The following is a 13,493-nucleotide window of genomic DNA, read 5'->3' on the forward strand; positions in this document are numbered from 1 at the left end:
CCGGGCCCTGGCGCGGCGCGAGCCTATGGCTGCCGAGGGGTTTCTTCAAGGGGTTAGGAAAGGGGTTTTACGAAGCGCGTTTTACGAAGCAAGGAGGAAGGAAGGTGCCGGTGCCGTGCGGAGCGAGGGGACCGTGGTCAGGGCGTCCGCTCAGCGCGCTCCCAGCACGTCCGCCACGAACACGTTCCGGAACGTCCCCGCCGGATCCAGCTCGGCCGCCAGCGCCGCGAAGTCCCCGAGCCGTGGATAGCGTGCGCGAAGCGTCCGCGCGGGCACGGTGAACACCTTCCCCCAGTGCGGCCGGGCCTCGAACCCGTCGAGGGCCTCCTCCACCCGCCGCACCACCGGCAGCACGGCCGCCGCGTCCTCGACCCAGGTGAAGTGCAGCGCCACCGAGTCCCGCCCGTGTGCGGGGCTCAGCCACTGTGCGTCGGCGGCGACCGTACGCACCTCGCAGGTCTGCACCACGGGCGCCAGCGTCGTACGGATCGCGTCCAGGGCGTGCAGCGCGTCGAGGGCGTACGGGCGCGGCAGCAGATACTCCGACTGCAGCTCGGCACCGCTGCTCGGCATGAAGTCCGCCCGGAAGTGCGGGAGCCGCTCGTGCCAGGGCCCCGGGACGCCGCCCTGCCGGGTGCAGTTGACCGCGGGCACGCCGGGCACCGGGTGCAGCGCCTCGGTGGCCGGCCGGGCCCACGGGAAGTCCGGCAGCGGCTGATCGGTACGCCGCTTCAGCCACACCTGCCGGAAGCCGGGCGCACGCCAGTCGGTGAACAGGCTCACGCTGTACGCCGACGCCGCCACCGTCTCGAAGTCCAGCCCATCCAGGGGGAGTTCGGTGAACACATGCTGCTCGACGCGGAAGTCCGGCTCCAGGTCCAGGGTGAGCGCGGTGACCACGCCGAGCGCCCCGAGCGCGGTCACGGCACCGTCGAAGCGGCGCTCGCCCCGCCCGATCCGCAGCGTCGACCCGTCCGCCGTGACCAGCTCCACCTCACGCACGGCGGAGGCCAGCGAGCCGTTCGTGACCCCCGAGCCGTGTGTGCCGGTCGCCACCGAGCCCGCCACCGAGATGTGCGGCAGGGACGCCATGTTGTGCAGGGCGAGCCCGTGCGCGTGCACCGCCCGGGCCAGCTCGGCGTACCGGACGCCGCCGCCCACCCGTACCGTACGGGCCGCGGTGTCGACGTCCACCTCGCCCGGCAGCGCGGACAGCGAGACCAGCACACCGTCGGCGCCCGGTTCGGCGATCTCGTTGAAGGAGTGGCCGCTGCCCAGGACGCGCACCTTCGCCTGCGCGGCGACCAGTGCCCTGAGCGCGTCGAGCGAGGCCGGCCGGTGCAGTTCCCCGGCGGTGTACGTGATGTTGCCCGCCCAGTTGGTCACGCTCTCGGTCATCCGTCGTCCTTCCCGTGGCATCGAGGGCCACGTCAGGCCCCACCACGCATCCACACCCGCACAGCACGACCGCGCCGCACGGCGACCACGCATCCACCGGGAAACCTACAGCCGCCGCCACCCTGCTCGCCCTGCCCCCCCGAAGGCACATCGCGCGGCGCGAGGGGACCCGGCACGGCGGACGCCCAGGCGGGGGCATACCGTGAGGAGTCGAACGCCTGAGCCGGGAGGAGACACGGGATGGGCAGCCGCACCGCACTGGTCGAGGATCTGATGGAGAGATTCCCGCACGTACCGCGGGAAGCCGTCGTCAAGGAGGACCTGCTCCGCGGGGGCGTGGCCTTCGACGCGTCCGCCCTCTCGGACAACGAGAGCGGCGAGGTCAAGCCGAAGTCGTACTTCATCTTCTCCTTCGACCACGGCACCCTCCCCGAACTGGGCGAGGCGGCCCTGCGACGCCCGCCCGAGGAGATCATCCTCACCGGCGGCCCCTACGACCTGCGGCGGACCGTCGTCTCCGTGCGGGTCAACCCGGCCTCGCCCTACCGGGTGGCCGCCGACGAGCAGGGGCTGCTCGGGCTCTACCTCGACGGGCGGCGGATCGCGGACGTCGGCGTGCCGCCCATGCCCGAGTACTACCGGCACACCCTGTCCAACGGGAAGTCCGTGATGGAGGTGGCCCCGACCATCCAGTGGGGCTATCTGATCTACCTCACGGTCTTCCGCGTGTGCCAGTACTTCGGCGCCAAGGAGGAGTGCCAGTACTGCGACATCAACCACAACTGGCGCCAGCACAAGGCGGCCGGCCGCCCGTACACCGGCGTGAAGGACGTCGAGGAGGTCCTGGAGGCGCTGGAGATCATCGACCGGTACGACACCCAGCGGGCGTCCACCGCCTACACCCTCACCGGCGGCGCGATCACGTCCAAGGTCGCGGGCCGGGACGAGGCCGACTTCTACGGGCACTACGCCAAGGCCATCGAGGAGCGCTTCCCGGGCCGCTGGATCGGCAAGGTCGTCGCTCAGGCGCTGCCGAAGGCCGACGTACAGCGCTTCAAGGACTACGGCGTGCAGATCTACCACCCCAACTTCGAGGTGTGGGACCGGCGCCTGTTCGAGCTGTACTGCCCGGGCAAGGAGCGGTATGTCGGCCGGGACGAGTGGCACCGGCGGATCCTCGACTCCGCGGACGTCTTCGGCGCCCGCAACGTGATCCCCAACTTCGTGGCGGGCGTGGAGATGGCCGAACCCTTCGGCTTCACCACCGTCGACGAGGCGATCGCCTCCACCACGGAGGGCCTGCGCTTCTTCATGTCGCACGGCATCACACCCCGCTTCACCACCTGGTGCCCGGAGCCGACGACCCCGCTCGGCAAGGCCAACCCGCAGGGCGCGCCGCTGGAGTACCACATCCGCCTGCTGGAGGCCTACCGCGCCACGATGGACGACTTCGGGCTCTCCTCGCCGCCCGGCTACGGCCCGCCCGGCCCCGGCCGCGCGGTGTTCTCCGTCAGCTCCTTCATGGACAGCCTTCCGGCACAGGAAACTCCGGCGCAGGAGGCGGCCGAGGAACCCGCCCGCGCGTAGCACGCGTAACGAAGGCATCACGGGCCCCCGCACGGTGAGTCGTGCGGGGGCCCGTATCCGTACCACTCGACGCAAGGCACCACCTGGCAACGGCAATTGAATAGGCCGCTTGTCAGTTGCGCGGAAGGCATGAAAGGCTCTGGGCCTGCCGTGGGAAGACCCCAACTCCCTTGTATTGCAAGCGGATTGGCTGGCTTTGCTTGTGGATGCAGTTGATGCAGGAGCCCCCATGCCCGACCTGCCGACCCCTCAGGACGCCGCCGAGGCGGCGCTGTTCTCGGAGTGCTGGGACGCGGTCCTGTCGTACGCCGACCTGTGCACCTCCGGATCGTCGGCCGGCAGGCAACTGGCCACCGAGGCGTTCCGCCGCGGCGTCCACGAGGCGCGCGAGGCCGAGACCCAGGAGAGGACCACCGGGCGCCGAGCCCCGCGGCTGCCCCGGATCCCGCTGCTGCTCGCCGCGGTCCGCACAACCGCCGCGGCCTGGGAGGAGAACGGCCAGGGACACCTGCTCGACCCGGATCTGCGGCTGTGGCTGAACTCCCGGAAGGCCGCCCGGTACACCGGTCCGCCCCTGAAGCGCCCGCTGGCCCTGCGTGGACTGAAGGACCTTCAGGAACCGGACGCGGCGCTGCTGTGGCTGGCGGAGGTGGAGGCGCTGCCCCTGCCGGACGTGGCCCGCCGCCTCGGCCTGGACCCGGCGGCCGTCGCGCAGGAACTCGTCCAGGTGCGGGCGCTGTTCCGGGACCGTTGCCGGCGCGACCATCTCGACACGCCGATGGACGCGGACTGCCGCAGCTTCGCCCGGCTCCTCGACGCGGTCACCCGCTCCCCGGGCGCCGACACGCCCGAGGACCTCTCCCGGCACCTCGCCACCTGCGCGGAGTGCGCGGAGGCCGCGGCCTGCCTGCGGTCGCACGACGGAGGCACGCCCGCCGCACTGGCGAGCGGGGTGATCGGCTGGGGCGGGCTCGCCTATCTGGAACGGCGGCGCCGGGCCGCGGAAGCCGGGCTGAGCGGCGGGCGCGCGGACGCGGGCACCGACCGGGGCATCGCGGCGGGCGCCGTGACGCGGCCCCGGATCGGCCGGGCCGGGATCCTGGCCGCGGCCGTGATCGTGTCCGCGCTGGCCCTGACGGTCTCGCTGATGCACTTCGGCGACCCGGACGGGCGGGCGAGCGCGAGCGGTGACCCGGTCGACGGGACGATCGCCGCCTCGACACCGTCCCCGTCGTCCCCGTCACCCCTCGGCACGGCCCCGGGCCATACCCGGAGCGGCGCGTCTGCGGGCCATGCCCGGACCGGCGCGTCCCCGACCGCGCGCCCGGCCGGCCCGGGCGGAGCCACCAGGAGCGGTGACACCGACACCGAACCCCAGGGCGGGTCGACGAGCCCGGTGGACGCCGCCACGCCCACGGCATCGGCCCCCGCCCGGCAGACGGCCCCGGTCTGCCGGGTGGCGTACGACATCGTCGACGAGTGGTCGACGGGCTTCCAGGCCACGGTCACGGTCACCTCGACCGAAGCGCTCGACGACTGGCACATCGACTGGAGCTTCGGCGACGGCCAGCGCATCACCCAGATGTGGGACGGCATCGTCAGCCAGAACGGCCCCGAGGTCACCGCGAAGGCCGCCGACTACGACAAGCAGGTCGCCGCGAACGGCACCTTCGCCGTGGGGTTCGTCGCGTCCCGGCACGGCGGCAACACCGCACCGCGCGCCTTCACCGTGAACGGGGCCAGGTGCTCGACGGCCGGCTGAGCCACGGGGGAGGGCGCCGGGTGAGTTATCGGGGAGGAACTGGGGGGTCACCAGGAACGAAGCCAGGTGAGCCACTGGGGGGAAGCCGGGTGAGCCACCGGGGAGGAAGGCGGCGGCCGGTTCCCGCTTCCGCGGGGCGAAGGGGCGATACGGCGATTGATGGCGCGAGGGGTGTGGTCGTAGCATCCGGGATCAACCGCCGAGCCGCAACGACAGGAGTGCCCCCATGCCGGCCGCGCTCAGCCCCGAGGAGTCCGCCGCCCTCGAGGCCATCGACGAGACCGAAGTCGCCCGGTCTCTCCTGGAGTTGCTCGCCATCCCGAGCGTGACCGGGAGCAGTGCCGAGTCCGACCTCCAGCACCATCTGGCGCGACGACTGGACCGTCTCGGGCTCGACGTCGACCTGTGGCAGGCGGATCTGCCCGCGCTGCGCGCCCACCCGGACTTCCCCGGAACCGAGGCACCGCGGGAGGAGGCATGGGGTCTGGCGGCGACCACACCGGACGGCCATGACGGGCCGACGATGATTCTGCAAGGGCACGTCGACGTCGTTCCCCCCGGCGACCCGCGACAGTGGATCGGTGATCCCTTCACTCCGCGAGTGGAGGGGAACCTGGTCCATGGCCGCGGCGCCTGTGACATGAAGGCCGGGCTGGTGGCCAACCTGGCCGCCCTGACGGCGATCCGGGCGAGCGGAACACGGCTGCGGGGCCGGGTGGCCGCCCACTTCGTGGTCGGTGAAGAAGACGGCGGGCTCGGAGCCTTCGCCACCCTCCAGCGGGGTCACACCGGCGATGCCTGCGTCATCACCGAGCCGACCGGCGGCACGCTCGTGACCGCCAACGCCGGTGCGCTGACCTTCCGTATCGAGGTCACGGGCCTCGCCACCCACGCGAGTACGCGCGATGCGGGAGTGAGCGCCATCGACGCGTACCTGCCCCTGCATCAGGCGCTGGCCCGGCTGGAAGCCCGGCGGAACACCGCGGTCGACCCGCTGATGGCGGAGTACGGGATCCCCTACGCACTGTCCGTCGGCGTGCTGCGCTCCGGGGACTGGGCGAGCAGCGTGCCGGACAGCCTCGTCGCCGAGGGCAGGCTCGGCGTCCGCCTCGGCGAGGATCCGGCCGAGGCGGTGGCCGCCTTCGAGAACTGGGTGGCCGAGGCGTGCGCCGACGACCCCTGGCTGCGGGACCACCCCGCACGCGTCACCTGGCCCGGCGGCCGCTTCGCGAGTGGCCGCCTGCCCGCGGGACACCCGCTCGCGGAGCTGGTCCGCGACGCCCACGGCGATGCGGTCGGCGGGCCGCGGGTGCGCGAGCGCGGCGCCCCCTACGGAAGCGACCTCAGGCTCTACGCCGCGGCGGGCATCCCCACGCTGCAGTTCGGGCCCGGGGACGTGCGGCTGGCCCACAGCCCCCGGGAACACGTGTCCGTCCCGGAGATCGTCGCCGTGGCCCGCACCCTCGTCCTCGCCGTGCTGCGCACGGTGGGCACCACGTAGCACGAGCGCGCGTCACCGTCAGATCCCGTCTTCGATCATGCTTCTGATGTTTTTTGAGCCGGGCCCAGATCCGTCGCACGGCCAGCACGGTGGAGATCGTCACCGAGACGATCAGAAGGATCCTGTCGAAGCTCACGCTGCGACACCGGCGCCGAGCAGCCGGGCACGAACCTGACCAACCCGAAGATCATCGACCATGTCGCGTCGATGACGGCGCTGGGCGACGGCACCAACCCGGCGCGGAAGATCACGTTCGAGTACACCACGAAGGGCCTGATGGCCCAGCTCACCGACGGTGACGGAGCCACGCAGCCGAAGGTGTTCAGGTTCGGCTACGACGCCACCCAGGGCGCGAAGAACGTCAAGCTGGTGTCCGTCACGGACCCGCGCGGGCATGCGACGAGGCTGGACTACTACGCCCCGCAGACCGGTGACAACCCGAAGTACCACTGGTGGGCCAAGACCCTCACCGACCGGCTGAACGACGCGACATCGGTCGCGTATGCGACCGACACCTCCAACTCCGCGTTCACCGACACGACGGTCACGGACGCCAACACCCATGCGACGACGTACGTCACGGACGACTTCGCCCGCCCGGTGCAGACCACGAATGCCAAGAACCAGGTCACCAAGCTCAGCTGGGACGCGGACAACAACGTCACCCAACTGGTCGAGGACAACGGCGCCACCACCAAGTGGACCTACGACCCGAAGACCGGTTACCCGCTGACGATGCAGGACGCCGAGGCCGTCAAGAACGGCTGGCCCGCCTCGGCCTACACGTACCAGACCCGGCTGGACGGCTACTCCGCCGACGTGTTCACCAAGACCTCCCCGGGAGGGCCGCCAGTGGCAGTTCGGCTACGACTCCTTCGGCAACCTCACCTCGGTCACCGACCCCAAGGGCGTGGCCACTTCCACGGCTGGTGACTACACCACCATCTACTCCTACGACGCCAACGGTGAGCTGACGTCGGCCAAGGACGCCAACCAGCACACCACCACCTACAGCGACTTCGATCCGAACGGCTACCCGAGGACCACCACCAACCCGGCCCCGTACGACCAGCCGTCCACGACCGCCTACGACTCGCTCGGCCAGGTCACCTCGGTCACCGACCAGCTCGGTCACACCACGAGCCAGACCTACGACGTCTTCGGGCGTCCGCTGGTGAAGAAGGTGCCGAAGGATCAGGCGCACAGCGTCTACATCACGACCCCGGCGCCGGTGTACGACGCGAACGACAACGTCACCCAGTCCACCGCCCCCAACAACGCCGTCTCCACCGCCGTCTACGACAACGCCGACGAGATCACCTCTGCGACCGCGCCGAAGGACCACACCACCGACCCCGACCGCACCACCAGCTACACCTACGACAAGATCGGCGAGCTGAAGACGACCACCGAGCCCAAGGGCACCCTGACCACGTCCGATCCGACGGACTACGTCACCACCAACACCTACGACTCCATCGGTGAACTCACCGACGTCACCAACGCCAAGGGCGACAAGGTGTCGTACCAGTACGACGACGTCGGCAACGCCACCACGGTCATCGACCCGGTCAAGAACGCCACCCCTGACACCACCGACTACACCACCAAGACCGACTTCGACTTCGACCACCGCCCCTACCAGGTCACCGACGCGGCAGGGAAGGTCACCAAGACCGGCTACGACAAGGACGGCTTGAAGACGACGTCCACGGACGCCGACAACAACACCACCACAACCACCTATGACGAGCGGGGCAAGGTCGCCCAGGTCCAGACCCCGTACCAGGGCAGCGCCGGATCCCCGACCTTCCGGACGACGAAGTACGAGTACGACCAGGTCGGCAACACCACCAAGGTCTACTCACCGCGCGCCACGGCCGCGGGCAGCACCACCGCGTTCATCTCCCAGACCGTGTACGACGAGCTGAACCGCCCGAGGGAGACGATCCAGCCGTACGACCCGGCCGACGCCAAGTACAACCACCCGGTCTCCACGTACACCTACTACGACGACGTCGGGCGGGTCACCAAGACCTCCGCGCCGCCGTCCAACGGGCAGAGTGTCCGCAACGACACCACCTACACCTACTACGACGACGGGCAGGTCCGCACCTCGACCGACCCGTGGGACATCACCACCGCCTACGACTACAACGAACTGGGCCAGCAGACCTCCCGGACGTTGACCTCGGCCGGCGGGTCGTCGTCGCGGACGATGGGCTGGTCGTACTACCCGGACGGTTCCCTGGCCTCGCGCAGTGACGACGGTGTGCCGGTCGGACTGCAGGTGGTGCTCGTCGACAACTCCGACACCCAGAACACCACCACGACCGGCACCTGGGCCACCGCGTCCACGGGCACGGACCATCAGGGCTACGACTACCGCACCCACGCCGCCGGCAGCGGCACGGATGCCTTCACCTGGCAGCTCAACATCCCCCAGGACGGCACCTACACCGTCTACGCCAAATACCCGCAGGTCACCGGCGCGGCAACGGCGGCTGCGTACACCGTCACCCATGACGGCACCAACACCGCCAAGACCGTCAACCAGGCCACCGGTGCGGGCACGTGGGTGTCTCTGGGCGCCTACAGCTTCACCCAGGGCGGCAGCTCATCGGTCTCCCTCGCCCAGAACACCGGCGGCACCGTGTCCGCGGACGCGGTCAAACTGGTCCGCGACAACAGCGCGGACACCGACAGCGAGAAGCACACCTTCACCTACAGCCACGACCCCAACGGCAACCTCACCACAATCGGCGACAGCTCGCCGGGCACGGCCGTCGACACCTACACCATCGACTACACCGGCCTGAACGAGGTCCAGAAGGTCACGGAGTCGGCGTCGGGCGCGGAGAAGACCCACACCTCCTACAGCTACGACCCCGACGGCAAAATAGCCACCGTCGACCACCCCGGCCAGTACTCCACCTACACCTACGACCTGCGCGAACTCGTCCAGACCGTCAAGGTCGGCGACTCCTCAACTGACGCCTCCCCCAAGACCACCAGCTACACCTACACCCCCCGCGGCCAGCAACTGCGGCAGACCAAGGGCAACAACAACACCGTCGACTTCACCTACTGGCCCTCCGGCGAGGTCCACACCCAGACCGAGAAGACCACCGGCGGCACCCTGGTCGACGACCACACCCTGACCTGGGACCCCAACGGCAACAAAGCCGAAGACATCGCCAGCAAACAGAACGCCGACAACCACAGTGCATACCTGAACTCGACCACCGACTACACCTACGACCCCGTCGACCGCCTGGCCAAGGCCGTCAAGACCGGCAACGGCGCCACCATCGAGACCTACGTCCACGACGACAACGCCAACGTCACCTCCCAAACCGTCGCCGGCGCCACCACCACCTACACGTACGACCGCAACCGCTTGCTGTCCTCCGCTTCCGGAGGTACGAGCGCGGCCTACAACTACGACCCCTACGGCCGCCTTGACACCGTCACCGCCGCCGGCACCGTCATCGAACGCAACACCTACGACGGCTTCGACCACATCACCAAGAACACCAAACTGGGCACCGGCGGCGTCACCACCACCACGAACTACACCTTCGACCCCCTCGACCGCACCGCCTCCAAGACCGTCGGCGGCAAAACCACCAACTTCTCCTACCTCGGCCTGACCAGCCAGATCCTCGACGAAACCGTCGCAGGCCAGCTCACCAAGTCCTACCAGTACTCGCCCTGGGGCGAGCGGCTGTCCCAGGTCACCCACAACACCGACGGCACCACCGCCGACTCCTACTACGGCTACAACAGCCACACCGACGTTGAAACCCTCACCGACTCCACCGGACAGACCAAAGCCACCTATGGCTACACCGCCTACGGCAACAACGACACCACCGAGCTCACCGGCATTGACAAACCCGACGCCCAGGACCCGACCAAGGAGCCGTATGACGCCTACCGGTTCAACGCCAAACGCTGGGACCAGACCTTTGGCACCTACGACATGGGCTTCCGGACCTACGACCCCGGCCTGAACACCTTCACCAGCAGGGACATGTACAACGGCGCCCTCGCCGACATGAACCTGACCACCAACCCACTCACCGGCAACCGCTACGCCTTCGGCGCCGGCAACCCCACCACCAACATCGAACTCGACGGCCACATGTTGATCGACGACAACGGCTGCTCGGGAACGGTGGCCGGCATCACGCATTGCGAGGAACAGTACGAAGCGAACCACAGCGATTCGTCGTCGGCACCGCCACTGAACCTCTTCGGAAATGCGGTGCCATATTTCCAGCCTTACTCCGGCAAGTGGACCGATCCCAGCGAGAAGTACGGGCAAGAAGCCGGGGTCGACCCCGCCTTGCTGCTCGGGATCGCGATGAAGGAGACCTCCGGAAAGATGGAGGTGCTGGGCGGCGAGGGACTGATCTACCAGAGCTACCAGAAGTCGAGCGTCGTGGGAACCGACCTCGGTGTGTGGCCGCACGGCGGGGCCTCGCTGGGCGTGACCAACGTCAAGCCAACGGTCTTCGGCACGGTCAAGCAGGCCTTTCCGGATCAGTTCAAAGGGGTGGGGTGGTCCGACCTCGAGGGCAATGATTCCCTCGACATCAAGGCGACGGCCTACTACGTCAAATACCTCCAGCGGACGTATGTGGATACCGCTTCGTCCAAACTGCGGAGCAACTACACCGATAATGAGATCGTGGAGGGGATCTACAACACAGGAGAGGACGCCTTCCGTAGGGGAGCCGCAGTCAACGGAGTGTTCGGTCCTCGCGGTACGGACTACGTACAAAGCACTGACGGCTACGTGGGCCAGGCTCAGGCAATGCTCGACTACACGTTCGGATCTGCGTCTATAGCATAGGAGGGGAAAGGTCGAATGGCTGTGGCACCGGTCATGGCGGAACCCGCCCTGGCCGGTGCGGCTGTTGAAGATGAGGAGCTCGGTGAACGGTATCCGTTGGATGGGGCGTGGAATCATTATCGCCCTTGAGTTGGTGGCATTGCTGCTTGCAGTCGTAGCCGTGATTGGTGACTCCCTGCTGTTTTATGTGTCCTATTCATCACCTTTGGGGGGCTATACTGGTCAGGAAGACGACCAGGTTGCGGCGTTGAGACTGCTCTGGTTGGTGGTTCCTGGCATTCTCCTGGTGACCTTGCTGGTGGTCCTGGAAATCCGCCGCGCTCGGCGGCGTCGTAGATCCCGATGAGCCTTCTCAGGCCCGATCCGCCGTGTGACGGCGCGTCTGCCTCGATTCTTCTGCGTCGTGGCGGCGTCGCAGTGAGCGGTTGACTGCCCGGTTTGTCCCCTGTCGTTGTGGGACGGGCCGTCGCATGCGCTGCGGGCAACGTCGTTCGATTAGTTGATCTTGGCCGGGTAGGGTGCATGTCTCGTGCCGAGTGATCATGTTGCTGGTGGGAGTTACCCGGAGCGGGTGCGGTTGGGGCTGCTCACGCGTACCTTCACGCCCGAGTTGGTGGACCTGGCGGTCGAGGAGGCTGGGGCGCGGGAGGAGCGGACGCGGTCGCTGCCTTCGACGCTGATGGTGTACTTCACGTTGGCGATGTGGCTGTTCACCGGCCAGGGTTACGCGCTGGTGCTGCGGGAGATGGTGGAGAACATCCCGCGTCGGGCCGGGGGGCGCCGGCGTGCGGCGAACGCGGGCTCGCTGGCGGTGGCCCGCCGCCGCTTGGGATGAGAAGAAGGGCATGATCTATGTGGCCGCCCTGAAGGCACAGAACAAGGGATCGAGCCCGTACTGCGCCGAGGACCTGTGCGACCAGGAAGCGGTGAAGAACGGATCCGCGAAGGAGGATCTCCAGTTCACCAAGGCCATTGGTCCGCGCGGGGGCCAGGAGGTCGAGATCTGTCTCCGGTGTCAGGGCATCCATGAACTCGAGCAGTTCAGGGCGTCCGGTGCGAACTTCAGGCCCGGTGGGCGCCTCGACCTCCAGCAGGGCTCGAACTCGGCACTGGCGCAAGAGGAAGCCGAAGAACTGGCCGAAGCGGAAGCGGAGGGCATGGCCGAAGGCATGGTGATGGGCCTCGAGGACGAGTGACGGACCACGCCCCTGTCCCGGCGGACAACGGGCGACGGGACTGACGTAAGCGGGGCGTTCAGGAAAACTCCCTGAGCGCCCCGCGGTCTCATGCGCGGGGGCCCGGCATCTCGCCACGCATCAGGCGGAAACCCTCAGGGAGCGGTCGGCCCGGGTCGGCGAAGGACCACCCCCGCTTCCCCACTGGGGTGATCACCGGTCGCCGCAGCACCTCGTCGAACCAGGCGGCAGCCATCCGGGCCAGGTCCTCCGGGGCCCCGGTGGCCTCCAGCACCCGCACGCCGTCCCCGCTCTCCTCGGGTAGATACGTCTGCGTGTGCACTTCGCTGCAGTGCATGGTGTTCCCGACCAGGGAGGCCGCGAGAGTCAGCAGAATTCGGTCCCCCATCGCGTCACTCACGTCCACGACCGCCCGCATCTCCACCTCATCGCCCTCCTTCAGGTCCTCGTCGAACACAAGGGCGATGGCATGACTCGGGGGGCAATCCACCCAGCTTCGGGCATACGGCCTCAAGACATCCAGAAAAGTCTTCTGTGTATCGTCCACTTCATCTTCGACCTCGAACCAGTCTTCGTTCATTACGCCAGCCTACTGAGAGCGTGGTGGGGGACCAGGCCCCGTCTGGGGCTTCACCCACCGACAGCGCCGCCCGCCTCCCGACCCGGTCAACGCCATGCTGTCCTTCGGCTACACCCTCCTGACCCGCGAAGCCGTCACCGCACTCGAAATCGCGGGCCTCGACCCGGCCGTCGGTCTCCTGCACGATCTCCAACGAGGCCGGCCGAGCCTGGCCCTCGACCTCATCGAGGAGTTCCGGCCCGTCGTGGTCGACAGCGTCGTCACCCGGATCTGCGACTCCGGAAAGATCACGCCCGCCGGTTTCGACATCCAGGACCATCCGGAGACGAACTGCCGCATGACCCGCGAAACCCTCAAGCTCTTCCTCGCCACCTACGAGCGGCGGATGCTCACCCTCGCCCATCACCCCTACGCCGGTCGCCGCACGTCCTGAGCATTGCTCGCGTGTTGTATGTCTTCGATCACCACCGGGACTGCGCGAGCCTGGGCCCCGTCGACCAGGAGCAGCTTCTTAGAGGCCGCGCAGATAGGCGTGCGCTCATGGGCGGCGGTTCGGGCGGTCGTCCCAGCGGTGGGTCGTCCATGCCTGGCGGATCAGGCTACGGACA

10 protein-coding genes and 1 pseudogene are annotated in these 13,493 nt (G+C 68.5%); 9 read left to right on the forward strand and 2 right to left on the reverse strand.

Annotation, left to right across the window (positions count from 1 at the left end; all coding sequences use genetic code 11):
- Positions 1 to 150: 150 nt before the first annotated feature.
- A complete protein-coding gene (locus tag ACWD5Q_RS28050) occupies positions 151 to 1,398 on the reverse strand; it encodes an FAD-binding protein (protein WP_451429842.1) in 1,248 nt (415 codons plus the stop codon).
- Positions 1,399 to 1,638: 240 nt separating this feature from the next.
- Here ACWD5Q_RS28050 and ACWD5Q_RS28055 point away from each other — a divergent pair, with 240 nt between their 5' ends.
- From ACWD5Q_RS28055 to ACWD5Q_RS28090, 8 genes are all read left to right on the forward strand, one after another.
- Positions 1,639 to 2,985 (forward strand): radical SAM protein, encoded by a 1,347-nt coding sequence (locus ACWD5Q_RS28055; protein ID WP_451429843.1) that lies wholly within the window; start codon positions 1,639 to 1,641, stop codon positions 2,983 to 2,985.
- A gap of 229 nt (positions 2,986 to 3,214) precedes the next feature.
- Entirely contained in the window at positions 3,215 to 4,747 is a 1,533-nt protein-coding gene (locus ACWD5Q_RS28060; RefSeq protein WP_451429844.1) for a cellulose binding domain-containing protein, read from the forward strand.
- A 226-nt stretch (positions 4,748 to 4,973) separates the two neighbouring features.
- Positions 4,974 to 6,248 carry an ArgE/DapE family deacylase gene (locus ACWD5Q_RS28065; protein ID WP_451429845.1) on the forward strand — a complete coding sequence of 425 codons (1,275 nt, stop codon included), beginning with the start codon at positions 4,974 to 4,976 and terminating at the stop codon, positions 6,246 to 6,248.
- A 207-nt stretch (positions 6,249 to 6,455) separates the two neighbouring features.
- A complete protein-coding gene (locus tag ACWD5Q_RS28070) occupies positions 6,456 to 7,181 on the forward strand; it encodes a hypothetical protein (protein ID WP_451429846.1) in 726 nt (241 codons plus the stop codon).
- Positions 7,159 to 11,109, forward strand: a complete 3,951-nt coding sequence (locus ACWD5Q_RS28075) for a golvesin C-terminal-like domain-containing protein (RefSeq protein ID WP_451429847.1) — start codon at positions 7,159 to 7,161, stop codon at positions 11,107 to 11,109. The genes ACWD5Q_RS28070 and ACWD5Q_RS28075 overlap by 23 nt, the downstream gene beginning before the upstream one ends.
- 82 nt (positions 11,110 to 11,191) lie before the next feature.
- Positions 11,192 to 11,455 carry a hypothetical protein gene (locus ACWD5Q_RS28080; RefSeq protein ID WP_451429848.1) on the forward strand — a complete coding sequence of 88 codons (264 nt, stop codon included), beginning with the start codon at positions 11,192 to 11,194 and terminating at the stop codon, positions 11,453 to 11,455.
- 183 nt (positions 11,456 to 11,638) lie between these two features.
- Positions 11,639 to 11,944 carry a transposase domain-containing protein gene (locus ACWD5Q_RS28085; protein ID WP_451429849.1) on the forward strand — a complete coding sequence of 102 codons (306 nt, stop codon included), beginning with the start codon at positions 11,639 to 11,641 and terminating at the stop codon, positions 11,942 to 11,944.
- Between the two features lie 10 nt (positions 11,945 to 11,954).
- Positions 11,955 to 12,305, forward strand: a complete 351-nt coding sequence (locus tag ACWD5Q_RS28090; RefSeq protein WP_451429850.1) for a hypothetical protein — start codon at positions 11,955 to 11,957, stop codon at positions 12,303 to 12,305.
- Positions 12,306 to 12,393: 88 nt separating this feature from the next.
- Here ACWD5Q_RS28090 and ACWD5Q_RS28095 read toward each other — a convergent pair whose 3' ends face one another.
- The gene (locus tag ACWD5Q_RS28095) at positions 12,394 to 12,885 is read right to left on the reverse strand and encodes a hypothetical protein (RefSeq protein ID WP_451429851.1); all 492 of its coding nucleotides are present in this window, start codon (positions 12,883 to 12,885) and stop codon (positions 12,394 to 12,396) included.
- 55 nt (positions 12,886 to 12,940) lie between these two features.
- On the opposite strand from ACWD5Q_RS28095, the pseudogene cas1 reads away from it, so the two are divergent.
- Positions 12,941 to 13,318 (forward strand): annotated as a pseudogene (cas1, locus tag ACWD5Q_RS28100) (CRISPR-associated endonuclease Cas1); the annotation flags it as partial.
- Between the last annotated feature and the right edge of the window lie 175 nt (positions 13,319 to 13,493).

The sequence above is a fragment of the Streptomyces sp. NPDC002513 genome, from assembly GCF_053595355.1.

Bases quoted from the DNA above. Each gene is read 5' to 3' on its own strand.
- ACWD5Q_RS28070 (WP_451429846.1), top strand. From the start codon at position 6,456: ATGACGGCGCTGGGCGACGGCACCAACCCGGCGCGGAAGATCACGTTC.
- ACWD5Q_RS28060 (WP_451429844.1), top strand. From the start codon at position 3,215: ATGCCCGACCTGCCGACCCCTCAGGACGCCGCCGAGGCGGCGCTGTTC.
- ACWD5Q_RS28065 (WP_451429845.1), top strand. From the start codon at position 4,974: ATGCCGGCCGCGCTCAGCCCCGAGGAGTCCGCCGCCCTCGAGGCCATC.
- ACWD5Q_RS28050 (WP_451429842.1), bottom strand. From the start codon at position 1,398: ATGACCGAGAGCGTGACCAACTGGGCGGGCAACATCACGTACACCGCC.
- ACWD5Q_RS28055 (WP_451429843.1), top strand. From the start codon at position 1,639: ATGGGCAGCCGCACCGCACTGGTCGAGGATCTGATGGAGAGATTCCCG.
- ACWD5Q_RS28095 (WP_451429851.1), bottom strand. From the start codon at position 12,885: ATGAACGAAGACTGGTTCGAGGTCGAAGATGAAGTGGACGATACACAG.
- ACWD5Q_RS28090 (WP_451429850.1), top strand. From the start codon at position 11,955: ATGATCTATGTGGCCGCCCTGAAGGCACAGAACAAGGGATCGAGCCCG.